Origin of the sequence: Micrococcus sp. TA1 (assembly GCF_014199555.1) — a bacterium.
Lineage (GTDB): Bacteria > Actinomycetota > Actinomycetes > Actinomycetales > Micrococcaceae > Citricoccus.
The window spans coordinates 283,355-306,810 of record NZ_JACHNW010000002.1 but is presented as its reverse complement, the minus strand read 5'-3'; the positions used below and the strand labels follow the sequence as shown (position 1 = coordinate 306,810).

Genomic DNA, 23,456 nt, shown 5'->3' with positions numbered 1-23,456 from the left:
CTCAGTCCCGGCTGCCCGGCGTGAGCATCCCCAGGACGCCGTTGGCCAGCATCGAGACCACCGAGATGATGATCGCGGCGAAGACCGCGGTCCACCAGAAGGAGTCCACGGTGACCTGCATCGGCATGTAGGAGGTGAGCCAGACCGTCAGCATCAGCATGCCGGCGTTGATGATGATCGTGAACAGCCCCAGCGTCAGGCAGGTGATCGGGATCGACAGGAACGAGATGACCGGCTTGACCACCGCGTTCACGGCCCCGAAGACCAGGCCGATCACCAGGTAGGCGATCACCAGGTTCAGGGTGGGGTCACCGGTGTCGGCGAGGGTCCCACCGGGGATGACCTCCATGCCGGGCAGGAGCCAGGTGGCCACCCACAGGGCCAGCGCGTTGACGATGACGCGGAGCAAGAACCTCATGCCCACATCGTCCCATGCCACCCCGTGGCCCGGATATGCGCCCGCGTCCTGGGGGCCGATCGGGCCGTGATGCCCTCACCCGAGGGCAATCTGTCCGGGCGCAACGGAACGATCAGGCGATCTGTCGGGACTTCGGGATCATCCGAGGTCCATTCGTCCGCGCCGGGACTAGTCTGGTGATCCATGAACGAACCGCATCCGATCCGCCCGCGTCCGGTCCTGGGCAGGCTCCCCGCCTACGCCGCCGGGAAGCCTCCCGCACCGGTGGAGGGGCTGGTCTCCTACAAGCTCGCCTCCAACGAGAACCCCTACGGGCCCGTTCCCGCGGTGCGCCGGGCCGTCGAGCGGTTCGACGCGATCGCCCGCTATCCGGACCCGCTGTCCACCGCGCTGCGGGAGCGGTTGTCCGGCCACCTCGGCGTGGCCGCCCAGGACATCGTCACGGGCGCCGGTTCCCTCGGCGCGCTGACCCAGATCATCACCACCTTCGCGGGGACCGGTGAGGACGGCACCCCGGACGAGGTGATCTTCGCCTGGCGCTCCTTCGAGGCCTACCCGATCGTGGTCCGCTCCTCCGGGGCGCGGGACGTCCAGGTGCCGCTGACCGCGGACTTCCGCCACGACCTCGAGGCCATGGCCGCGGCCATCACCGAGCACACCCGCGTGGTCCTGCTGTGCACGCCCAACAACCCGACCGGCCCGGTGCTGACCACCCGTGAGGTCGAGGACTTCCTGGCGAAGGTGCCCAGGCACGTGCTCGTGGTCATCGACGAGGCGTACCAGGAGTTCGTCCGCGAGCCGGACGCCGTCGACGGCCTCGACGTGTTCTCCCGGCACTCGAACGTGGCCGTGCTGCGGACCTTCTCCAAGGCCCACGGCCTGGCGAACCTGCGCGTGGGCTACTCCGTGACCCACCCCCACGTCACCCAGTACCTGCGGGTGCTGGCCACCCCGTTCGCGGTCTCGTCGCTGGCCGAGCAGGCCGCGATCGCCTCGCTGGACCACCTCGAGGACGTCATGGAACGCGTGGACATCGTGGTCGCCGAGCGGCAGAGGATGGTGGCCGGGCTGGTCGAGGCCGGCTGGAGCGTGCCGGAGACCCAGGCCAACTTCGTCTGGCTGGACCTGGGGGACCGGACCCCCGGGTTCGTGGAGGCGGCCGCCCGCCAGGCGCTGTCCGTGCGGGGCTTCGGCACCGAGGGCGTGCGTGTCTCCGTCGGCGAGCGGGAGGCCAACGCGCGGTTCCTGCAACTGTGCCGGGAGTTCGGGGCGCCCACGAACGGGCAGTAGCGGACCTTCGCAGAACGCGCGCATATGCCGGTCCGGGTCTAGGCTGGACCGGGACCGACGCCGGGTGCGTCGGCATGGAAGGAGTTCTCCGTGCACCATACGCCGACGTCACCGGCTCCGGCGACCGAGCTGCCGGAAGGAGCCGTCCGCCTGCTGGACGCTGACGGGACCCTGCACGAGGACGCCCGGTTCACGCCCTACCTGGCGGACCTGACCGGGGACACGCTGCAGCGCATGTACCGGTTGATGGCCACCGAGCGCCGCGTGGACCAGGAGGGCACCTCCCTGCAGCGCCAGGGGCAGCTGGCCCTGTGGGTCCCCGCCGTCGGCCAGGAGGGTGCCCAGGCCGGGGCGCTGACCGCACTGCGCGAGGACGACTGGATCTTCCCCACCTACCGCGAGCACCTCTTCGCCCTGGGCCGCGGCGTCACCCCGGGCCAGCTCCTCGCCCTCTTCCGCGGCGTCGCCCACGCCGGCTGGGCCGCCGAGGACCACCGGATGCAGCCCTACACGCTCGTGCTGGCGGCCCAGGCCCTGCACGCCACCGGCTACGCCTGGGGCATCTCCCGGGACCAGGCCGGCTGGGACGCCGAGCGCCGCCGGGCCGAGGGGCAGGTCGTGCTCGCCTGCTACGGGGACGGCGCCTCCTCCGAGGGCGACATCCACGAGTCCATGGTCTTCGCCGCCAGCTACGACCTGCCGGTGGTGTTCTTCTGCCAGAACAACCAGTGGGCCATCTCGGTGCCCGCCGCCACCCAGACGCGGGTGCCGCTGGCCAAGCGCGCCGCCGGCTACGGCTTCGAGGGCGTCACGGTGGACGGCAACGACCCGCTCGCCATGCACGCCGTGACCGCCTGGGCCGCCGAGCAGGCCCGCACCGGGGCCGGTCCCGTGCTCATCGAGGCGCACACCTTCCGCGGCGGCGCCCACACCACCGCGGACGACCCCACGAAGTACCGCACCCGGGCCGAGGAAGAGGCCTGGGCCGCCGTCGACCCGCTGGCCCGGCTCGAGGCGCACCTGCGCGCCACCGGCGCCGCGGGGCCCGACCCGGACCGCTTCTTCGCCGACGTGGCCGCGGAGGGCGAGGAGCTGGCGCGGCGCACCCGCGAGGCCGTGCTGGCGATGACCGGGGACGCCGTCGCCCCCCTGGACACCGTCTTCGAGACCGTCTACGCCGAGGCCCACCCGCTCGTGGCGGAGGAGCTGGCCTGGCACCGGCAGTGGCAGGCCGGCTTCGCGGACACCGAGGCGGAAGGAGACCGCTCATGACCACGGACACCACGACGCCGGCCGGGGCGGTTCCCGGTACGGCCACCGGACCCGCGCCGGTCACCGGGGCCGGGACCGCCCTCGAGACCCTGACCATCGCCAAGGCCATCAACCGGGCCCTGGCCGATGAACTGGCCGCGGACGAGAAGGTCCTGCTGATGGGCGAGGACATCGGCTCGCTCGGCGGGGTCTACCGCGTCACCGAGGGGCTGAAGGCCCGTTTCGGCGCGGACCGGGTGGTGGACTCGCCGCTGGCCGAGTCCGGCATCATCGGCACCTCGATCGGCCTGGCCCTGCGCGGCTACCGACCGGTGGCGGAGATCCAGTTCGACGGCTTCGTCTTCCCGGGCTTCAACCAGATCACCACCCAGCTGGCCAAGATGCACGCCCGCACCCGCGGCGCCGCCACGGTCCCGGTGACGATCCGGATCCCCTACGGCGGTGGCATCGGCTCGATCGAGCACCACTCCGAGTCGCCCGAGGCCCTGTTCGCGCACACCGCGGGACTGCGGGTCATCACCCCGTCCAACGCCCACGACGCCTACTGGATGACCCGCCAGGGGATCCGCTCCCAGGACCCGGTCATCATCTTCGAGCCCAAGCGCCGGTACTGGCTCAAGGGCGAGGTCGACGTCTCCGCGGACGGCCACCGCGGGGTGTCCGCCTTCCAGGCGCAGGTGGTCCGCGAGGGCACCGACGCCACGATCGCCGCCTGGGGGCCGCTGGTGCCCGTGGCGCTGGCCGCCGCGAACGCCGCCGCCGAGGACGGCCGGTCGATCGAGGTCATCGACCTGCGCTCCCTCTCGCCCGTGGACTTCGACGCCCTGCAGGCCTCCGTGGAGAAGACCGGCCGGATGGTCGTCACCCACGAGGCCCCGACCTTCGGCGGCCTCGGCGGGGAGATCGCCGCCCGGCTGATGGAGCGGTCCTTCCTGCACCTCGAGGCCCCGATCCTGCGCGTGGGCGGGTTCCACCTGCCCTATCCGCCCTCACGCGTGGAGGAGCAGTACCTGCCGGACCTGGACCGGATCCTCGACGCCGTGGACCGCACCTTCGCCTACTGACCCCGCGCACCGAGCCTGCCCGCCGCACCCGACCACCGGGCCGCGCGCAGCACCGCGCACCGCCCCGCCTGCCGAACCGAGAGACTGCCGGAGACCACCATGGAGACCTTCAACCTGCCGGACGTCGGCGAGGGACTGACCGAGGCCGAGATCACCGAGTGGAAGGTGGCGGTCGGGGACACCGTGGCGGTCAACGACGTCCTCTGCGAGATCGAGACGGCCAAGTCGCTGGTGGATCTGCCGAGCCCCTACGCCGGCACGGTGGCCGAGCTGATGGTCCCCGTGGGGGAGACCGTCGCCGTCGGCACCCCGATCATCGGCATCACGACCGGCGCCGAGGCGCCCCCGTCCGGCGGGGACGGCTCCGCCGCGGTGGAGCAGGAGATCCCGGACGCCCGGATGCCCGCGCCCGCTGACGGGGCGGACACCCAGGACGAGGACGACGACGATCCGGCGCCCCGCCCGGGGGTCGGCGAGGAGGCCCCGGTCCCGGCCGACGGCGGCGTCCCGCGCGCCACGGCCGGCGCCGGCCCGGCCGGGGGATCGGGGGCCGCGCTGACCGGTTCCGGCCCCAAGGCCGACTCCACGCGGCGCCGCCCCCGGACGGGCGCGACGCCGGCCCCGTCCGGCCAGACCGCCACGCCGGCCGCGGCAGGCCAGGCCACCGCGCCGGCCGCCCTCGGGCACCAGCTGCGCCCGGCGCCGTCCCCCGTGCCGGCGTCCTCGGCCGCACCCTCCCCGCAGCCCGCCCCGGCCCCGCGGCCCGCCGCCCAGGCGGGCCGGGGCCTGAAGCTGCCGGCCGCCGTCGGGAACTGGGTGGCCGCCGGCCGGGAGCGCCAGGCCGAGGCCGCCGGGCTGTTCGAGCGGGTGCTGGCCAAGCCGCCGGTGCGCCGGATCGCCAAGGAGCTCGGCGTGGACCTCACCCAGGTGCGCGCGACCGGCCAGTTCGGCGAGGTGACCCGCACCGACGTGGAGAACTACCTGGCCGAACGCGAGACGAACATCGAGACCTCGGGCTCGTTCTGGATGCCGGACTCCGGGGACAACGAGCGCCGCACCGAGCGGATCCGGGTCAAGGGCGTCCGCAAGGCCACCGCGGCCGCCGTGACCGAGTCCTACCGGGACGCCCCGCACGTGTCCATCTACGTGGACGTGGACGCCAGCCGGACCATGGAGTTCGTCAAGCGGCTCAAGGCCAGCCGCGAGTTCGAGGGCATCAAGGTCACGCCGCTGCTGATCCTGGCCAAGGCCGTCATCTGGGCCGCGGCGCGCAACCCCCACGTCAACGCGTCCTGGACGGACGAGGAGATCCTCGTCAAGCACTACATGAACCTCGGCATCGCCGCCGCCACCCCGCGCGGGCTGCTGGTGCCGAACATCAAGAACGCCAACGAGCTGTCCCTGCGGGAACTGGCGATGGCGCTCACGGAACTGGCCAAGCGCGCCCGCGACGGCAAGACGCAGCCGGCCGAGATGGCCGACGGGACCATCTCGATCACCAACATCGGCGCCCTGGGCATCGACACCGGCACCCCGATCATCAACCGCGGCGAGGTCGCCATCGTGGCCTTCGGGACCATCCGGCAGAAGCCGTGGGTGGTGTCCGGCGAGGTCATCCCGCGCTGGATCACCACCCTGGGCGGTTCCTTCGACCACCGCGTGGTGGACGGGGACCTCTCCGCCCGCTTCATGGCGGACGTCGCCGCCATCATGGAGGAGCCGGCGCTGCTGCTGGAGTGAGCCCCTACTCCCCGGCCTCGAAGGAGTGCGCGAGCACCCAGGACGGGAAGGACGTGATCTTCGCGTCGATCACCAGCGGCCGGTCCCGCGGTCCCTCGGCCCAGGCCCGCACCGGATCCAGGTCCGACTCCTGCCGCACCGTCAGGGCCTGGCAGCCGTAGCCGGCGGCGATCGCGGCGATGTCCGTCTCGGGGAAGACCACGGTGTCCAGTTCGTCGGTCTCGTGGGCGAAGTGGTGGACCTCGGCGCCGTAGGCGTTGTCGTTGTAGACCACCACCACCAGCGGCAGGCCCAGGCGCACGGCCGTGTCCAGCTCCACGAGGGACATCATGAACCCCCCGTCGCCGACGCCGGCGATCGCCACCCGGCCCGGCAGGGCGACGGCGGCTCCGACGGCACTGGACAGGGCCAGGCCGATGGACTGGAACGCCAGCGGCACGCAGTACCCGTCGTTGTCCGGGACCCGGAGGTGCATGGCGGGATAGGCGTTGAAGTTGCCGCCGTCCGGGACGACCACCCGTTCCATCGGCAGCATCCGGTCCAGGGCGTTGGTCAGCGCGCGCGGGTCGATCCGGCCGCTGCCGGGCTCACCCGGGACCACGGGCTCGGAGGTGTCCTCGAAGGGCTGGTCCGACCAGTTCAGCGACTCGGCCACCGTCCGGGCCACCTCGGGCGTGCGGTACCCGACCGCGCCACCCGGTCCCGCCCCGGCCGCGTCACCGCCCGCTCCGGCGCCGTCCGCGCCCCTGCGGAGTGCCTGCAGGGCCGCCGTCGTGGCCTCGGCCGTCAGCGCGGCGTCACCGAGGACGGCGACGTCCACCGGGTGGTGGAACCCGAAGGCCTCGACGCGGTCGTCGACCTGGACGACCGTGGCCTGTCTCAGCAGCTCCCCGCCCCGGGTGGTCCAGCGGTTCAGCGCCGCGCCGAACGCGACCAGGACGTCGGCGCCGGCGATCAGCTCGGCCGCCCCCTCCGTGGCGAACCCGCCCATCACGTCCAGGTGCCACTCGTCCTCGTGGAACAGGCCCCGGCCCACCGCGCTGGTGGTCAGCAGGGCACCGGTTGCCTCGGCGAGCCGGCGGATGGGCCCGACGGCGGCGCGCGCGCCGCGGCCGCCGACGATGACCGGGCGCCGGGCCCCGGCCAGCAGCCCGGCGAGCTGCTCGACGGCCTCCGGGGCCGGTGCCGCACGCAGCGGTCCCGAGGCGGGGACCGCCTGCCCCACGCGCGCGACGTCCCTCTCCGGGATCTCGGCGTTCTGCAGGTCCAGGGGCAGGGAGAGCACGACCGTCCGGCGCTGGTCGACCGCCGTCGTCACCGCCCGGACGACGTCCCGGACGGCGGAGTCCGCTGAGTGCACGCGCTCCGGGACGGCACCCATGCCCTCGGCGACCTTGTCCTGGTCGATCCAGAAATTGCTCTGCCGCTGGTCCCCGGGGATGTCACCGGTGACGACGAGCAGCGGGGTGTGGGCCTTGGCCGCCTCGCCGATGCCGGTCAGGGCGTTGGAGAAGCCGCAGCCCTGGTGGACGGTCAGCACCGCCAGTTCGCCGGTGGCGCGGGAGTAGGCGTCGGCCATGCACGCCGCCCCCATCTCGTGCCGGGAGGCGGTGAACCGCACGCCGGCCCGGACCATCGCGTTGGTCACGCGGAAGTTGCCGCTGCCCACCACGCCGAACATCCTGCGGGCCCCCATCCGGCCGATGACCGTCCCCACTGCCTCGTCTACTCGCATTGCCACTGTCCTTCCTGCAGGTGTCACCGCGCCGGGGGTGCCGGCGCCGGTCCGGGTGGTCCGGGGCGGTCCTAGAGCTCGACGAACATGTCCGGGACGGACAGCTCGCCCGTGACGGTCCCGTACCGGCGCGCCGTCTCGGCCAGCTCCTCCTGGGCGGCCATGTCGAACTCGGCGCGGAATCGCGGCAGCTTGATCTCCGCCAGCACCTCCGGCTCGATCGTCGCGTAGGTGCCGGTGATCCGGCGGACCTCGTCCGGATTGTCCTGGGCGTACTCCAGGCCCCTCACGAGCGCCTCCCGGAAGGAGCGCACGAGGTCCGGGTCGTTCTCGAGGGTCTCCTCGCTGGCGAAGTACCCGCCGGTGTCCAGCTCGGGGTTGGCCTCGGCGTACGGCCAGCTGACCGCCACCATCCCCGCCTTCAGCGCCGGGGTGACGAAGGGCTCGACGACGATGCCGGCATCGAGCTGCCCGTTCTCCAGCGCCGCCTGGACGTCCGGGAACGCCATCTCGATGAACTCCAGCGAACCGCCGTCGCCCCCGGCCTTGTCCATGACCTGGCGGCAGGCGGTGTCACCGATGTTCGCGAGCTGGTTGGAGGAGAGCGTCTTGCCCGCCAGGTCGGTCATCGACGTGTACCCGGAGTCCGGGGCGGCGATGAGGGCCACGTTGTCGTTGCCGGGCTCACCCGTGGTGGTGGACCCCGAGCAGAAGAACTTGAGCCCGATGCCCTGTGACCGGGCCACCATCATCGAGACCACGTTGCCGAAGGCGAAGTCGAACTGTCCGGAGGAGACGCCGGGGAACGAGATCGCGCCGCCGGAGGTGGCCTCGATGGCGACGTCGAGGCCGGCCTTCTCGAAGAACCCCTGCTCCTTGGCCAGGTGGAGCGGCGCCACGTCCACGATGGGGATCGCCGCGACCGAGACGGCCCGCAGCCCGCCGTCCCCGGACCCCGTCCCGGAGGCGGCGGCCCCGGACGTGGCGCCGCCGCCGGCGGGCTCGCCCTGGCCGCAGGCCGCGGCGGTGCCGGTCACGAGGGCGGCAGCCCCGGTGAGGAGCAGGTTGCGGCGGGACAGCCACGACCCGGGCCGGTCCGGGGTGCGGGTGGGGTGCGAGGGGGTGCCCATGACGAACTCCTTCGGTCGGGTGGACGTGCCCCCATCGAACCGCACCGCGTCCCGCGGGACCACTGATATCTTCCTGCCCGTCCCATAGACCAGGTCTATGGGAGCGCCTCCCGCGCGCGGAGGGCGTCGGGCCGGCTGCCCTGCAGCGCCGCCGCCGCGCGCTCCACGAACCAGTCCACGGCGGCCGTGGCGCCACCCGCCGTGGCGTGGATGAACACGCTGGTCTCCACGTCCGGCAGGGGCAGCTCCCATGCGTGCAGCGGCCAGCGCGAGGTCCACCCGGGGACCACGATGCCCGGGACGACGGCGAGCAGGCCCGTCCCGGAGACGACCGCCGGGATGCCGGAGAACCCGTCCACGGTGAGCGACCCGGGCGGCGGGGGCGGCAGGCGCGACTCCACGATCGTGTGCCCGGTCGTCCCCCGGACCACGATGCGCGGCAGGCGGGCCAGTGCGTCCAGGGTGGGGGCGGCGTCGAACCGCCCGGTGCGCGAGACCCCCACGTAGCGGTCCCGGGTGATCGGCGTCGAGCGGATCCGGCCCTCCAGGGGGATCGAGGCGATCGCCAGGTCGATGTCCCCGGCCTCCAGGTCGCGGGCGGCGGTGTCCGTGTCCAGGGGCAGGACCTCCAGCCGGGCGTGCGGGGCCGCCCGCTCCAGCATGGAGGACAGGGCGGGCAGGAAGGCGGCCTGTCCCAGGTCGGTCATGGCCGCCCGGAACGTGGGCGCGGCGGTGGAGGGGTCGAAGACGGTGAGCCGGGCGAGGGCGGCGTCGGCGTCCCGGGGCAGGTGCCCCAGTTCGGCGTAGAGCTGCAGCGCCACCCGGGTGGGCCGGACACCGCGTCCCGACCGGCGGAACAGGTCATCGCCCGTGAGGCGCCGGAGCCTGTTCACGGCGTGGGTGATCGAGGGCTGGGTGAGGTTCAGCCGGTCCGCCGCGGCCGTGAGGGTCCCCTCCTCGATCACGGCGGCGAGCACCCGGACCAGGTTCAGGTCGAGCATGACGGGTCCGGGCGCGCCCCGCGGCGGCTCGTGGTGGAGGGCCTGTTCATGGGACCATTCTGCCGACTGCCCGTGCACGGTCCGCGTCACGTCCGTAGGGCCCGCCCCGGGCCGGTGCGAGGCCTGGGCGGACTCCGTCAATCCGTTGGAAGTCGAAACCATTGACACCTTGAACTACCGAGGTCGAGTGTCTAGTCTGGACACAGGCTGTGGGACGCATCACATCGGAGGCCACCGACCTCCCGGAGACCCACGGCATGACAACCCCCTGTCACGAGCGGAGCACCTCGAGCGATGACTGACCAGACGCCAACCGGCGCACCGGGCCCGCGCGGCCCGCACGCGTCCGGGGACCCCCGGCGGGAGACGGAGATCGAGCGGTTGCACCGCCTCGAGGCCGCCGCCCGCCCCGACCAGCGGCGGGGTGACACCCGCCGGCACATCGACGCGGCCACCGTCGCCGCCCTCGACATCCCCACCCGCCCGGATCCGGCCGCACCGCCCACCTCCGTGGCGCAGTCCGGCGCCACCGGGTCCAGGACGAGTTCCGGTCCCGGCCGGGCCCGGCGCCGCGCCCGGCGGGGCTGGGGCACCCGGTTGCTCGGCGTGGCGGGCCTGCTCGGCTTCCTGCTGACGTGGGAACTGCTGTCCCGGACCGGCGTGGTCAACCCGACCTACCTGCCCCCGGCCTCGGCCGCGATCGCGGACCTGTTCCGCAACTTCGGGCTGGCCGCCTTCTGGGAGGCCGTCGGGGACACGATGCTGCAGTGGTTCCTCGGCATGGTCATCGCCGTCACGGCCGCCACGGTGCTCGGGTTCATCATCGGCTCCTCGACGTTCCTGCGCCGGTTCACGAACTCGACCATCGAGTTCCTGCGCCCGGTGCCGTCGGTCGCCCTGATCCCGCTGGCGGTGCTGCTCTACGGCGTGAGCATCCAGTCCGCGCTGCTGCTGATCGTCTATGCCTCCTTCTGGCAGGTCCTCATCCAGGTCCTCTACGGCGTGGCCGACGTGGACAACGTGGCCATGAACACCGCCCGGTCCTACGGCCTGGGCCCGCTGGCCCGCCTGCGGTACGTCATCTTCCCGACCACCCTGCCGTACCTGATGACGGGCGTCCGCCTGGCCGCCGCCGTCGCGCTGATCCTGGCGATCACCGCCCAGCTGATCATCGGCACCCCGGGCCTGGGCGCGGAGATCGCCAAGGCCCAGTCCGGCGGCTCCTACGTGGCCATGTACGCCCTCATCCTGGCGACCGGAATGCTCGGCGTCCTCATCAACATCGTCATGCGCGTGATCGAGCGGCGCGTGCTGTCCTGGCACTCCTCGGTGCGTACGGAGGTCGTCAAGTGAAAACCCTCAAGTCCCTCCTGTACATCGTCGGCCTGCCGGTCATCCTGCTGGTCCTCTGGTATCTCGCCACCGCGTTCGGCGAGAAGAACTTCTTCGTCCCCACCCCGGCCCTGCTGGCCGAGACCTTCGTGGAGACCTGGACCTGGGACCGGATGACCACCGACGTCTTCCCGTCCCTGGTCCGGCTGTTCTGGGGCATCCTCGGCTCGATCGTCATCGGCATGGTCGGCGGACTGCTCATCGGCTCGGTCCGCTGGCTGCGGGCGCTGCTCGAGCCGACCATGGAGTTCTTCCGGGCCATCCCGCCCACGGTCCTGATCCCCGTCCTGATGCTGCTGATCGGCATCGGTGACGACATGAAGGTCGCGGTGATCATCGCCGGCGCCGTCTGGCCGATCCTGCTGAACACGATCGAGGGCGTGCGCGCCATGGACGAGGTCCTCTCGGACACCACGCACACCTACGGCATCAAGGGCTTCAACCGGGTCCGCTACCTGATCCTGCCCTCGGCGATGCCGCAGATCATGGCCGGCATCCGCCAGTCGCTGTCCATCGCGCTTATCCTGATGGTCATCTCCGAGATGTTCGCCGCGTCCTCCGGCCTGGGCTTCACCATCGTGCAGTTCCAGCGGTCCTTCGCGATCCCGGAGATGTGGTCCGGCATCGTGCTGCTGGGCATCATCGGCGTGCTGCTGTCCTTCGTCTTCCAGCTCGTCGAGCGCGTCGTGCTGCGCTGGTACCACGGCCTGAGGGAGATCGAGAATGCAGCCTGATCCGCACTCCGCCGCCGGTGATCACCGCGCCGCCGGCATCCCCGCTTCCGAACCGACCATCCCCACCCAGGAAGGGACCGAGGACATGACCCCGGACCAGATCTCCACCGAAGGCACCGTCTCCTCGCAGGGTGGCGTGGCCGAGACCCCCGACGGCCTGCTCACCGTGGGCAAGACCCTGCCGGACGGCGAGGCCATGCTGGCCGTACGCAACCTGAAGAAGGTCTACCACACCGACGGTGGTGACATCGAGGCCGTCCGGAACCTCACCTTCGACCTGCCCCAGGGCCAGCTGGCCTGCCTGGTCGGCCCCTCCGGATCCGGCAAGACCACGCTGCTCAAGTGCATCTCCGGCCTGCTGGCCCCCACCGCCGGGGAGGTCACCCTGCACGGCAAGAAGGTCACCGGCCCGCCGAAGTCCATGGCCGTGGTGTTCCAGGAGTACGGCCGGTCCCTGTTCCCGTGGATGCGGGTGCGGGACAACGTGGAGCTGCCGCTGAAGAACCAGGGCGTGGACAAGGCCAAGCGGGACGAGCTCGTGGACAACGCACTGGAGGCGGTGGGCCTGGCCCACGTGCCGAAGTCCTACCCGTGGCAGCTCTCCGGCGGCATGCAGCAGCGCGTGGCCATCGCCCGCGCCGTGGCCTACCAGCCCGAGGTGCTGCTGATGGACGAGCCGTTCGCCGCCGTCGACGCCCAGACGCGTGCCGACCTCGAGGACCTGGTCCGCAGCGTGTGGAAGCAGCTGGGCGTCTCGGTCCTGTTCGTCACCCACGACATCGACGAGTCCGTCTACCTGGGCGAGCGCGTCATCATCCTGTCCTCCTCGCCGACCGTGATCCAGCAGGACGTGCTGATCGACCTGCCGGAGGAGCGTGACCAGCTCGAGACCCGGTCCTCGCAGCGCTTCTCCGAACTGCGCCACCACGTCTACGAGCAGATCCAGCTGGCGAAGAAGGGCTTCCGCCCCGAGGACGCCCTCGCCAAGTAGCCGGACCCCGCCGCTCCCGTCGCCGTGCGGGCAGCCCCCCTCGTGCCGCCGGTCGCGGCCTGGGGGAGGCTGCCCGCACGGTCGTCTCCGGGGGCAGGCGGCGCGGACGGGGCGGCGGCCGGCCGGGGGGAGGTTCATGCCGTCCACGATGACGGGGGCACCATAACCGCCGCCGCAGGATATTTCAGGTGAACACTGGGTGAACTGGCACGGCAGATCACGACGGCGTGCGCACCTAGCAGAGCATCCCCACAAGTCAATACTCGATCGGTACGGTCCCTGTTGACAGGGCAGGAGGGCCGTCCCGGGAGGCGGTCCGGGCCCTCGCTCCACCGGCATCGAGTAGGGCCTGAGAGTCGGCGCACCCTGGGGCCCCCGGGGACTGGTGGTAACCGGGTGTACCGGAGGCCGGACGGAGACCTTAGCGTGATCTCAAGGATCTCAGCAGCGCGACCTATCCGAAGGTCCCGGTCGCGCCGACGTGATCTGCCATCCGAGTGCAGCCGTCCTGTCTCAGCCCCCCGGTGCCGGAAACATCCTCCGGGCCTCCGGGGGGCCACGGGGGGCAGAGCAGGAAGACCATCCGTGAGCGCAACCGACCGTCCAGACCACGCCGTCCCCGGCATCCCGGCCATCATCCCGGCCGCGGCCCAGCCCGCCGGCCGGCACGGGGGCACGTCCCACCCCGGGCCGCACCCCGGCTGCACGCCGGCCGGCAGCGCCGCCGTCGCCGCCTTCGGCCGCGTCATCACCACGATGGTCACCCCCTTCGACGCGGCCGGGAAGATGGACGCGACGGCCGCCGAGCAACTGGTGGGCCGGTTGACCCGCGACGGCTGGAACGACGGCGTGCTGGTCAACGGCGCGACCGGCGAGTCCAGTGCCACGGATGACGCGGAGAAGCGGCGCATGATCGTGGCGGCCCGCCGGGCCGTGTCCGGGACCGGCCGGAAGGTCATCGCCGGGGTCGGCTCCGGCAACACCGCCCACAGCGTCCGGCTGGCGGTCGCGGCGTACGAGGCGGGGGCCGACGGACTGCTCGTCGCGGCGCCCTACTACTCCCGCCCCAGCCAGTCCGGGTTGCTCGAGCACTTCCGGGCGATCGCCGATGCCACCCCGCTGCCGGTGATGCTCTACGACAACCCGGGGCGCGTGGGGGTGGACCTCGAACCGGAGACCCTCCGGGACGCCGCCCAGCACCCGCAGATCATCGCCGTCATGGACGCCACGGGGGACCTCGGCGCGGCGTCCTCGATCATGCGCACCTCCGGGCTGGCCTTCTACTCCGGGGACGACATGCTCAACCTGCCCTGGCTGTCCGTGGGTGCCACCGGCTTCGTGTCCGTGGCCGGGCACGTGGTGGGCGACCGGTTGCAGACGCTGCTGCGCCTGCACGACGAGGGCCGGAACGCCGAGGCGCTCGCCCTGCACCGCCAGCTGGTGCCGATCTGCGCCGGGATGTTCCGCGCCCCGGCCGCGGCCTCGGCCAAGGCGGCCCTGCGCGCGCTGGGCCTGCCGGGTGGCTCGGTCCGGTTGCCCCTGGTGGACCTGACGGAGGAGCAGTACCGGGACATCCGGCTGGACCTGGTGGCCACGGTCACGGAGCTCGGCGTCCCGGCGCCACGCGCTCCGAAGGACACGCCCCGGCCCGCCCGTGCGGCGAGGGCCGCCGGCGCCCGGAAGGCCTCCCCGGCCCGCCTGGCAGCGCGCTGACGCCCACGGCGGACCCCCGAGGGGGGACGTCGTGACCCACCCCGGCCGCCCCGCCCGGCCCCGCGCCGCCCGGCCCCGCGCCGCCCGGGTCCATAATTGAGCTGTGACGCACGACCCGGTGACCCGCGACGAGGCTGGCCGAGCGCTCTACACCGAGCGCTCGAGGCTCCTGCCCGGCCTCGGACACCCCCCGGCGCCGCCCGGGACCGGCCTCGAGGAACCCGTCCGCGAACGCCGGCGCCGCCTGGCCGGGGAGTCCGTCCCGCTCCCGGACGCCTCCGGTGGTCCCCGCGACCGGGGCAAGGTCCGGGCCTCCCGCCGTGTCCAGCGCTGAGACGCCGCGGGACAGCACCCTGGACCGGCTGATCCGGATCCTCGGTGCCTTCGACGCCGACCGTCCCACCCTCTCCGTCGCCGCCCTGGCCCGCCGGTCGGACATCCCGCTGCCCACCGCCTACCGGTGGGTGGACCGGCTCGTCTCGGCGGGACTGCTGGAGCGCGGGGAGGGCGGCGCCGTCGGGCCCGGGATGAGGCTGTGGGAGCTGGCCTCCCGGTCCTCCCCGGGCACCTCGCTGCGCCGGGCCGCGATGCCCTACATGGACGACGTCCAGGCGGTGCTGCGCCAGCACACCCAGATCGCCGTCCTGGACCCCGCCGGGGTGCTCGTCCTGGAACGGCTCTCCGCCCGCGGTGCGGTGCCGAACCAGGCCACCATCGCCGGCCGGCTGCCCACCTTCACCACGGCGCTGGGGCTGGTGCTGCTGGCCTTCGCCCGCCGGCACGTCGCCGAGTCGTTCCTGGCCGAGCACGCCGCGGAGCTCGGCCTGCCCCTGGCGGAGACGTGGCACGACGGCGGCGCCTCCTCCGCGGGCCGGCCCGGCCCCGCCGGCGGGACGCTGCGCGGGTCCGCCCGGGGCGTCGTCAACCCCACGGAGCAGGAGTTGCGGGCCCGGTTGGCCGAGGTCCGCCGCCAGGGCTGGGCGTCGGTGGACGGGCAGATCGACTCGGAGGCCACCGGCGTGGCCGTGCCGGTGCTCTCCCCGCAGGGCCAGACGATCGCCGCCCTGGGCGTGGTGGTGCCCCGGACCTCGGAGTTCCGGCCCGGGCTGGCCCCCATGCTGCTGGCGGCCGCCCGCGGCATCAGCAGGGCGCTGGGCCCACAGGACGACCTGCCCCGGGCGGAGCGGATCCACCCGAACCATCCCCCCGTCGAGGTGCCACGCGAGTAGCGGGGCCTGTCCGGGGCGCTCGCGGACGGACGCGAGGGGACCGGCCGCCGACGTCATTCTCACCGAGTGAGAATCGACGCGGCGCGGTGGTGTTCGCTCGATCACACTGGAGCCAGACCCGAACGTCCGCACAACGAAGGAGTTGGCATGGCAGAAACCCCCACAGTCACCCGCACCCAGGTCGGTATCGTCGGCGGCGGCCCGGCCGGCCTGCTGCTCTCCCACCTGCTGTCCCAGCAGGGCATCGACAACGTCGTCGTGGAGAAGCGGGACCACGAGACCATCAAGAACACCCACCGCGCCGGCATCCTCGAGCAGCAGGCGGTGCGGATGCTGACGGACACCGGAGTGGACGGCCGCGTGCTCACCGTCGGCGACGAGCACGAGGGCATCGACCTGCGGTTCAACGGCGAGTCCCACCTGCTGAACTTCCCGGACCTGGTGGACGCCACCGTCACCCTGTACGCGCAGAACGAGGTCTTCGTGGACCTGGCCGCGGCGCGGAAGCGCGACGGCGGCGACGTCCGGTTCGAGGCCGAGGTCATCGAGGTCCTCGACCTGGAGACGGACACCCCGAAGTTCCGCTACAAGGACATCTCCGAGGGCGCGAACCCGGACGAGGTGTTCGAGGTCCAGTGCGACGTCCTCGTGGGCGCGGACGGCTCCCGCTCCTTCTGCCGCCGCGCGGTGGGGGAGGCCCAGGGCCACAAGGACTTCAAGATCGAGTACCCCTTCGCCTGGTTCGGCATCCTCACCGAGGCCCCGAAGTCCTCCCCGGAGCTGATCTACGCGAACTCCCCGGACGGCTTCGCCCTCATCTCCCAGCGTTCCGAGACCGTCCAGCGGATGTACTTCCAGTGCGCCCCGGACGAGAACGTGGACGAGTGGTCGGACGACCGCATCTGGTCCGAACTGCAGAAGCGCGTGGACGGCCCGGACGGCCTGCAGCTGAAGACGGGCCCGATCTTCGACAAGACCGTGCTGAACTTCCGCTCCTTCGTCCGCGAGCCCATGCGCCACGGCAACATGTTCCTGGCCGGCGACGCCGCGCACACCGTCCCGCCGACCGGTGCCAAGGGCCTGAACCTGGCGTTCGCGGACGTGCAGGTGCTGTTCAACGCGCTGGAGTCCTTCTACTCCTCCGGTTCCCGCGAGCTGCTGGACGCCTACGCGGACACCGCCCTGAAGCGGGTCTGGAAGGCGCAGAACTTCTCCTACTGGATGACCTCCATGCTGCACACCCGCGCCGACGCCAACCCGTTCGAGGCCAAGCGCGCGCTCGGGGAGCTGGAGACGATCACCTCGTCCCGTTACGGTCAGCAGTACCTCGCCGAGTCCTACACCGGCTGGCCCCACGCCTGACCGGCGCCCCGGCCCGGCCCCTCGAACCACCCCACCTCCACCAACCCCACCCGAAAGGAGCAGCCCGTGAGCCAGGACCAGCATGATCCTGCTGAGGAGAGCTTCAGCAACAGCCACGTGCTCGACCCCGCTGCGACCCAGGACTCCCAGGAGACCATCAACGCGGAGATGCAGGAGATCCACGACGCGGCCTCGGGGGAGACCCAGCCGCGCGTGAACTTCCCGCCGTACCGCAGCTCGCTGTACCGCCACCCCACCAAGTCCATGCACCACGCGGACCCGGAGACCATCGAGCTGTGGTCCCCGGCGTTCGGCAACCGCGACGTGCACACCCTGGAGTCGGACCTGACCGTCCAGGGCCAGGGGGAACCGCTGGGCGAGCGGATCGTCGTGCGCGGCAAGATCCTGGACGGCGACGGCCGCCCGGTGCGCAACCAGCTCGTGGAGATCTGGCAGGCCAACGCCTCCGGCCGCTACGTGCACAAGCGCGACCAGCACCCGGCTCCGCTGGACCCGAACTTCACCGGCGTGGGCCGCACCATCACCGGTGACGACGGCTCCTATGAGTTCACCACCATCAAGCCGGCCCCGTACCCGTGGAAGAACCACCACAACGCCTGGCGCCCGGCCCACATCCACTTCTCGCTGTTCGGCACGGACTTCACCCAGCGGATGATCACCCAGATGTACTTCCCGGGCGACCCGCTGTTCAGCCTGGACCCGATCTACCAGTCGATCACCGACCAGAAGGCCCGCGACCGGCTGGTCGCCACCTACGACCACAATGTCTCCACCCACGAGTGGAACACCGGCTACTACTGGGACATCGTCCTCAGCGGCAGCAACCGAACCTGGATGGAGGGCGACACCGATGCGCATTGATCAGAACCAGCTGGACGCGGCACGCTCGGGCGACGAGAGGCTCGTGCCGACCCCGGGCCAGACCATCGGCCCGTTCTTCGGCTACGCCGACGGCTTCGAGCAGGTCCACCTGCCCTTCCGCGACGGCAACCACCTGGTCAACCCCGCCCGCCCGGACGCCGTGCGCCTGACCGGCACCGTGTACGACGGCAACGGCGACCCGATCCCGGACGCCATGCTGGAGATCTGGCAGGCCGACGCCGAGGGGCAGATCCCGCAGGAGACCGGTTCGCTGGTCCGTGACGGCTGGACCTTCACCGGCTGGGGCCGGGCCACCGTGGACAACGTGGGCACCTACACCTTCTCCACCGTGAACCCGGGACCCACCGAGGAGGGCAAGGCCCCCTTCATCCACCTCGTGGTCTTCGCCCGCGGCCTGCTGAACAAGCTGCACACCCGGATCTACCTGCCGGAGGACACCGCCGCCCTGGAGAAGGACGCCCTGCTGTCCTCCCTGGAGGCGGACCGCCGCAGCACCCTGATCGCCGAGCGCCGGGCCGACGGCAGCCTGCTGTTCGACGTGCACCTGCAGGGCGAGAAGGAGACCGTGTTCCTGCAGTTCCCGGGCATCGAGTACCCGGACCACGCCTGAGCACCCCCGTGCTCGGCGCCCGGCTGGGCGGCGGCGTCCGGCATCCCCCCGCACCGGGGTGCCGGACGCTGAGACGTACCGCACAGCCCCGCTGACGACGGGCCCGGTGGCCCGGATGCGCTCCAGGTATTCTGCGGACGCATCCGGGCCACCGGGCCATCGTTGCCGATAGCCTAGGAGGGGCCGGCCCGTTCCGGCCGACCCCCAGGACGCCGTCCGGCCTCGCGCCGGACGCCCGTCCGCACCCTCCGCCAGACCCGTCGCCAGACACCCGCCAGACCCAGGAGCCCGCCACCCGATGACCGATCCAGCAGCGTTGCCGGAGACCTCCACCGCCGAGCCGGGTCCGAGCGACCGGGCCGTGCCGGCGTCGCAGTCCGTCCGGGACGCCGCGGAGGCGCGCCCGGTCCGGGACCCGGAGTCCGACGTCGGCCTGCTGGACCCGCTCTCCGCCGGGACCGCGGTGGCCGCGCAGTCCTCGGACACCGCCTACCTGCGTCACCTGCTCGAGGTCGAGGCCGCCTGGACCGCGGTGCTCGCCGAGGCGGGGATGACCTCCGCCGCCCACGCCCGCGCCGCCCAGGCCTGCGCGGACCCCGCCCAGTACGACCTCGCCGCGCTGGCCCACGCCGGCCAGGACGGCGGCAACCCGCTGATCCCCGTGCTCAAGGCCATGCGGGCCCGCGCCGCCGAGGCCGCCCCGCAGGACGCGGGCGTCACCGGGGCCCTGCACGTCGGCGCCACCAGCCAGGACATCATGGACACCGCCATGATGCGGATGTCCGCCCGCGTCGCGGCGACGATCCTGGCGGACCTGCGCGCCGCCGTCGCCGCCCTCGTGGACCTGGCGCGGACGCACCGGGACACCCCGATGGTGGCCCGCTCCCTGGCCCAGCACTCGCTGCCCTCGACCTTCGGGCTGCGCGCCGCAGGCTGGCTGACCGCGCTCACCCAGGCCGGCCGGCGACTGGAGGCCGCCACCACCGCGCTGCCGATCCAGTGGGGCGGCGCCGCCGGCACCATGGCGGCCCTGTCCGGCCGCGTGGCCTCGGCGCACCGCCAGGGGACCCTCGACGCCGGCCTCGGCCCATTCGAGCTCGTCGAGCGCCTCGCGGACCGGCTCGGGCTCGCCGCGCCGGCAGGGCCCTGGCACACCAACCGGATGGCGGTCACCGGGGTCGCCGCGGCCCTGGCCGAGGTGGTGGCCGCCTGCGGGAAGATCGCCAACGACGTGCTGGTCTCCGCCCGGATCGAGAACGGGGAGCTCGGTGAACCGCTGGCCGCCGGCCGCGGCGGGTCCTCGGCGATGCCGCACAAGCAGAACCCCGTGCTCTCCGTGATGATCCACTCCGGCGCCCTGTCCGCCCCGGGCTCACTGGCCCAGGTGCTCACCGCCGCCGGCGCCGCGAACGAGGAACGCCCGGACGGGGGCTGGCACGCCGAGTGGCCGGCCCTGCGCCACCTGATGCGCCAGGCCGGGGGCGCGGCCGAGCGCACCGCCGAGCTGGTCTCGGGACTGCGGGTGAACACCGCGCGGATGGCGGAGAACCTGAACCGCGTGGGCCCGCTGCTGGTCTCCGAACGGCTCATGGCCGAGATCGCCCCGGTGCTGCAGGAGCAGGCCGGCGGGGAGCCCGGATCCGGCAAGGCCCGGCTCCAGGCGATCGTGGACCGCAGCCTGGGCGGCGGCCCGGACGAACCCGACTTCCGCACCCTGCTGCGCGCCGAGCTGCCGCCGTCCGTCTCCGACGAGCAGCTCGACGGCCTGCTCGACCCGGCGGAGTACACCGGTGAGGCCGGTGCCCTGGTGGACCGGTTCGTGGCCGCGGCCGGCGGGTTCCTGGCGGCCGGCCAGGACTGAGCCTCTCCGAGGACCACGAGCAGAGACCGACCACCGACCACCCCCGCCCAGCCGGATCCGCGTGTGCAGGCCCGGTGGCGGCCGACGAGAACCGACGAACCCCGACGACTGACGACGACGTCAGCAGCCCAAGGAACAAGGAATGGAGCACCAGTGACGACACCAGAGATCACCGCGAGCCGTCTGACCAACGAGGTCGACTCGTTCGGAGAGCCCCAGGACGTCCTGTTCGTGGGCGCCGGCCTGGGCACCGGGGTGCATGCCCTGTGGCAGGACACCGCGAACCTGCTGGAGGAGCGCTTCCAGGTCATCGGCTGGGACCTGCCCGGTCACGGTGAGTCCCCGGCGCACAACGAGCCGACCTCCATCGCCGACCTGGCCAACGCCGTGGCGGACCTGGTCCGGGCCCAGCACGCCAGCGGCACGATCCCGGCCGGCGCCAAGGTCTACTACGCCGGCGTCTCGGTCAACGGCGAGGTGGCCCTGCAGCTGGGCCTGGACCACGGTGACCTGTTCGACGGCATCGCCGTGATCTGCTCGGCCGCGAAGATCGGCGTGCCGGAGGCCTGGCGCGAGCGCGCGCAGTTCGTCGAGAAGGCCGGCACCCCGTCCATGGTCGCCGGTTCGGCGGAGAAGTGGTTCGCCCCGGGCTTCATCGAGAAGCACCCTGCCCGCTCGACCCGCCTGCTGCACACCCTGCAGGAGGCCGACCGGTTCTCCTACGCCCGGATCTGCGAGGCGCTGGCGCAGTTCGACGTGCGCGAGCGCCTGGGCGAGATCACCACGCCGATCCTGGCCATCAACGGCGCGGTGGACGGGGTCTGCCCGCCGGCGGACGCCGAGCAGATCGCCGCCGGGGTCCAGCACGGCACCGCCGTGGTGCTGGACGGCGTGGCGCACCAGGGGCCCACCGAGGACCCGGAGAACACCGCCCGCATCCTCCGGGAGCACTTCGGGGCCGTCCGCGCCGGCTGAGCTCCACCCGGGACGCCGCCCCCGCGCACCCGCGGGACGCCGCCCCCGCAGGTGCGGGCCCGCGCGTCGCCCGACCCCGATTCCCCCGAGCCCCCCGCGGCACGAGACCTCACAGAGCAGGAGCTTCCATGAGCGAGAACACCCAGCAGGCCGCCCAGCCCATCGGGCACGACATGTCCGCCACGAGCCAGGACGTCCTCGACGCCGGCATGGCCGTGCGCCGCGAGGTCCTGGGCAACGCCCACGTGGACCGCGCGGAGTCGAAGAAGGACGAGACCACCGAGGACTTCCAGAACCTCATCACCCGGTACGCGTGGGGGACCATCTGGACCCGCCCGGGCCTGGACCGGCGGATGCGCTCGGCCGTCACCATCTCCGCGATGGTCTCGGGCGGGTACTGGGAGGAGGCCGCCATGCACATCCGGGCGGCGCTGCGCAACGGCCTGAGCCGCGAGGAGATCAAGGAGATCCTGCTGCAGACCGCCATCTACTCCTCCGTGCCCGCCGCCAACATCGCCTTCAAGCTGGCCCAGGAGGTCTTCGCCCAGGTGGACGAGGACCTCGCCGCCGGCAAGGAGCTCTAGGGGCGGGCCGGGCCCCCACCCGCACCCCGGCCTCCCACCGCAGCCCACCACCGTCGCCGGGCCGGTCGCCCTCCGCGGGCTCCCAGACCGTCCCCGGCCCACCGCAGTAGCCTGTCGTTCGAACAGAGAGAAGGTCATCCCATGACTGCCCAGACTGACGCCTACATCTACGACGCCGTCCGCACCCCCTTCGGCAAGGTCGGCGGCGCGCTGGCCAAGACCCGCCCGGACGACCTGGCCACCGTCGTCGTGCGCGAGTCCGTCAAGCGCGCCCCCAAGCTGGCCGGCCTGCTGCCCGATGCCCCGGACACCCAGGGCACGGGAGTCGGCAGCGACCTGGCGCGGATCGACGAGGTCGTCTTCGGCAACGCCAACGGCGCCGGCGAGGAGAACCGCAACGTGGCCCGCATGGCCACCCTGCTGGCCGGGCTGCCCACCTCCATCCCCGGCACCACCGTGAACCGGCTGTGCGGCTCCTCGCTGGACGCCGCCATCATCGCCTCCCGCCAGATCAACACCGGCGAGGCCGACCTCATGCTCATCGGCGGTGTCGAGTCGATGTCCCGTGCCCCGTGGGTCCTGCCCAAGACCGAGCGTCCCTTCCCGATGCACAACCTGGAGCTGGCCAACACCACCCTCGGCTGGCGCCTGGTCAACCGCAACATGCCCAAGGAGTGGACCGTCTCCCTGGGCGAGGCCACCGAGCAGCTGCGGGAGAAGTACGGCATCAACCGTGAGCGGATGGACGCGTTCGCCGCGAACTCGCACCAGCTCTCCGCCAAGGCCTGGGACGAGGGCAAGTACGACAACCTGACCGTCGCCGTGCCGGACGTGGACCTGGCCCGGGACGAGACCATCCGCCCGGACTCCACCGCCGAGTCCCTGGCCGGGCTGCGCACCGTGTTCCGCAAGGAGAACGGCATGATCACCGCCGGCAACTCCTCGCCCATGAACGACGGCGCCTCCGCCGCCTGGCTCGGCTCGGACAAGGCCGCCGACATCCTGGGCCTGCAGCCGCTGGCCCGGATCGCCGGCCGCGCGACCGCCGCCAACGAGCCGCAGTACTTCGGCTACGCGCCGGTGGACGCGGCCAACAAGGCCCTGGAGCGGGCCGGCATCACCTGGGACGACGTCTCCGCGGTGGAGCTCAACGAGGCCTTCGCCGCCCAGTCCCTGGCCTGCACCGACGCCTGGGGCGTGGACCTGTCCATCGTCAACGCCTGGGGCGGGGCCATCGCCATCGGCCACCCGCTCGGCGCCTCGGGCACCCGCGTGCTCGGCACCCTGGCGCGCCGCCTCGAGGAGTCCGGCGACCGCTGGGGCGTGGCCGCGCTGTGCATCGGCGTCGGCCAGGGCATCGCCGTGGTGCTGGAGAACGTCAACGCCCGCTGACCCCGTCCGGTCCCCGACGCCGGCCGGCGCGTTCGCAGCGCGGGGCGCCGGCCGGCGTCG

The 23,456-nt window shown here is 72.7% G+C and carries 21 protein-coding genes; 17 read left to right on the top strand and 4 right to left on the bottom strand.

Features of this window, described 5'->3' with window-relative positions; all coding sequences use genetic code 11:
- Position 1: 1 nt before the first annotated feature.
- On the bottom strand, positions 2 to 418 hold the full coding sequence (locus tag GGQ69_RS12720) for a phage holin family protein (RefSeq protein WP_040386248.1): 417 nt from the start codon (positions 416 to 418) through the stop codon (positions 2 to 4).
- A 183-nt stretch (positions 419 to 601) separates the two neighbouring features.
- Here GGQ69_RS12720 and GGQ69_RS12715 point away from each other — a divergent pair, with 183 nt between their 5' ends.
- From GGQ69_RS12715 to GGQ69_RS12700, 4 genes are all read left to right on the top strand, one after another.
- Positions 602 to 1,708 carry a histidinol-phosphate transaminase gene (locus tag GGQ69_RS12715; protein ID WP_183529100.1) on the top strand — a complete coding sequence of 369 codons (1,107 nt, stop codon included), beginning with the start codon at positions 602 to 604 and terminating at the stop codon, positions 1,706 to 1,708.
- A 90-nt stretch (positions 1,709 to 1,798) separates the two neighbouring features.
- The gene (locus GGQ69_RS12710) at positions 1,799 to 2,980 is read left to right on the top strand and encodes a thiamine pyrophosphate-dependent enzyme (RefSeq protein ID WP_183529098.1); all 1,182 of its coding nucleotides are present in this window, start codon (positions 1,799 to 1,801) and stop codon (positions 2,978 to 2,980) included.
- Positions 2,977 to 4,044 carry an alpha-ketoacid dehydrogenase subunit beta gene (locus tag GGQ69_RS12705; protein ID WP_255459703.1) on the top strand — a complete coding sequence of 356 codons (1,068 nt, stop codon included), beginning with the start codon at positions 2,977 to 2,979 and terminating at the stop codon, positions 4,042 to 4,044. Before GGQ69_RS12710 ends, GGQ69_RS12705 begins: the two co-directional genes overlap by 4 nt.
- 99 nt (positions 4,045 to 4,143) lie before the next feature.
- Positions 4,144 to 5,784, top strand: coding sequence for a dihydrolipoamide acetyltransferase family protein (locus GGQ69_RS12700; protein WP_183529096.1), 1,641 nt, complete (start codon positions 4,144 to 4,146; stop codon positions 5,782 to 5,784).
- A 4-nt stretch (positions 5,785 to 5,788) separates the two neighbouring features.
- Here GGQ69_RS12700 and GGQ69_RS12695 read toward each other — a convergent pair whose 3' ends face one another.
- The 3 genes from GGQ69_RS12695 to GGQ69_RS12685 all read right to left on the bottom strand — a co-directional run bounded on the left by GGQ69_RS12695 (position 5,789) and on the right by GGQ69_RS12685 (position 9,650).
- Positions 5,789 to 7,519: a thiamine pyrophosphate-binding protein gene (locus GGQ69_RS12695; RefSeq protein ID WP_183529093.1), complete on the bottom strand. Its 1,731-nt coding sequence runs from the start codon at positions 7,517 to 7,519 to the stop codon at positions 5,789 to 5,791.
- A 71-nt stretch (positions 7,520 to 7,590) separates the two neighbouring features.
- The gene (locus tag GGQ69_RS12690) at positions 7,591 to 8,649 is read right to left on the bottom strand and encodes an ABC transporter substrate-binding protein (RefSeq protein WP_255459702.1); all 1,059 of its coding nucleotides are present in this window, start codon (positions 8,647 to 8,649) and stop codon (positions 7,591 to 7,593) included.
- 95 nt (positions 8,650 to 8,744) lie between these two features.
- On the bottom strand, positions 8,745 to 9,650 hold the full coding sequence (locus GGQ69_RS12685; protein ID WP_183529089.1) for a LysR family transcriptional regulator: 906 nt from the start codon (positions 9,648 to 9,650) through the stop codon (positions 8,745 to 8,747).
- 510 nt (positions 9,651 to 10,160) lie between these two features.
- Between GGQ69_RS12685 and GGQ69_RS12680 the strand changes: the two genes are divergently transcribed.
- The 13 genes from GGQ69_RS12680 (at position 10,161) to GGQ69_RS12620 (ending at position 23,396) form a co-directional block, all read left to right on the top strand.
- Positions 10,161 to 11,003: an ABC transporter permease gene (locus tag GGQ69_RS12680; RefSeq protein WP_050813612.1), complete on the top strand. Its 843-nt coding sequence runs from the start codon at positions 10,161 to 10,163 to the stop codon at positions 11,001 to 11,003.
- On the top strand, positions 11,000 to 11,776 hold the full coding sequence (locus GGQ69_RS12675) for an ABC transporter permease (protein WP_010143773.1): 777 nt from the start codon (positions 11,000 to 11,002) through the stop codon (positions 11,774 to 11,776). Before GGQ69_RS12680 ends, GGQ69_RS12675 begins: the two co-directional genes overlap by 4 nt.
- 196 nt (positions 11,777 to 11,972) lie before the next feature.
- Positions 11,973 to 12,767 (top strand): ABC transporter ATP-binding protein, encoded by a 795-nt coding sequence (locus GGQ69_RS12670; RefSeq protein WP_040385852.1) that lies wholly within the window; start codon positions 11,973 to 11,975, stop codon positions 12,765 to 12,767.
- 585 nt (positions 12,768 to 13,352) lie between these two features.
- Positions 13,353 to 14,480 carry a 4-hydroxy-tetrahydrodipicolinate synthase gene (gene dapA / locus GGQ69_RS12665; RefSeq protein WP_221243761.1) on the top strand — a complete coding sequence of 376 codons (1,128 nt, stop codon included), beginning with the start codon at positions 13,353 to 13,355 and terminating at the stop codon, positions 14,478 to 14,480.
- A gap of 103 nt (positions 14,481 to 14,583) precedes the next feature.
- Entirely contained in the window at positions 14,584 to 14,814 is a 231-nt protein-coding gene (locus GGQ69_RS12660; protein ID WP_183529086.1) for a hypothetical protein, read from the top strand.
- Positions 14,801 to 15,709 (top strand): IclR family transcriptional regulator, encoded by a 909-nt coding sequence (locus GGQ69_RS12655; RefSeq protein ID WP_183529084.1) that lies wholly within the window; start codon positions 14,801 to 14,803, stop codon positions 15,707 to 15,709. The genes GGQ69_RS12660 and GGQ69_RS12655 overlap by 14 nt, the downstream gene beginning before the upstream one ends.
- Positions 15,710 to 15,856: 147 nt before the next feature.
- Positions 15,857 to 17,071 carry a 4-hydroxybenzoate 3-monooxygenase gene (locus GGQ69_RS12650; RefSeq protein WP_183529082.1) on the top strand — a complete coding sequence of 405 codons (1,215 nt, stop codon included), beginning with the start codon at positions 15,857 to 15,859 and terminating at the stop codon, positions 17,069 to 17,071.
- Positions 17,072 to 17,239: 168 nt separating this feature from the next.
- The gene (gene pcaH / locus GGQ69_RS12645; RefSeq protein ID WP_221243794.1) at positions 17,240 to 17,953 is read left to right on the top strand and encodes a protocatechuate 3,4-dioxygenase subunit beta; all 714 of its coding nucleotides are present in this window, start codon (positions 17,240 to 17,242) and stop codon (positions 17,951 to 17,953) included.
- A complete protein-coding gene (gene pcaG, locus GGQ69_RS12640; RefSeq protein ID WP_183529080.1) occupies positions 17,943 to 18,584 on the top strand; it encodes a protocatechuate 3,4-dioxygenase subunit alpha in 642 nt (213 codons plus the stop codon). Before pcaH ends, pcaG begins: the two co-directional genes overlap by 11 nt.
- 298 nt (positions 18,585 to 18,882) lie before the next feature.
- Positions 18,883 to 20,445 (top strand): lyase family protein, encoded by a 1,563-nt coding sequence (locus tag GGQ69_RS12635; RefSeq protein ID WP_183529078.1) that lies wholly within the window; start codon positions 18,883 to 18,885, stop codon positions 20,443 to 20,445.
- Positions 20,446 to 20,598: 153 nt separating this feature from the next.
- Complete coding sequence (locus GGQ69_RS12630; protein WP_183529076.1) at positions 20,599 to 21,420, top strand: alpha/beta fold hydrolase; 822 nt, start codon at positions 20,599 to 20,601, stop codon at positions 21,418 to 21,420.
- A gap of 128 nt (positions 21,421 to 21,548) precedes the next feature.
- Positions 21,549 to 22,004 (top strand): 4-carboxymuconolactone decarboxylase, encoded by a 456-nt coding sequence (gene pcaC / locus GGQ69_RS12625; protein WP_183529074.1) that lies wholly within the window; start codon positions 21,549 to 21,551, stop codon positions 22,002 to 22,004.
- Positions 22,005 to 22,145: 141 nt separating this feature from the next.
- Positions 22,146 to 23,396: a thiolase family protein gene (locus tag GGQ69_RS12620; RefSeq protein WP_183529072.1), complete on the top strand. Its 1,251-nt coding sequence runs from the start codon at positions 22,146 to 22,148 to the stop codon at positions 23,394 to 23,396.
- Positions 23,397 to 23,456: the final 60 nt, after the last annotated feature.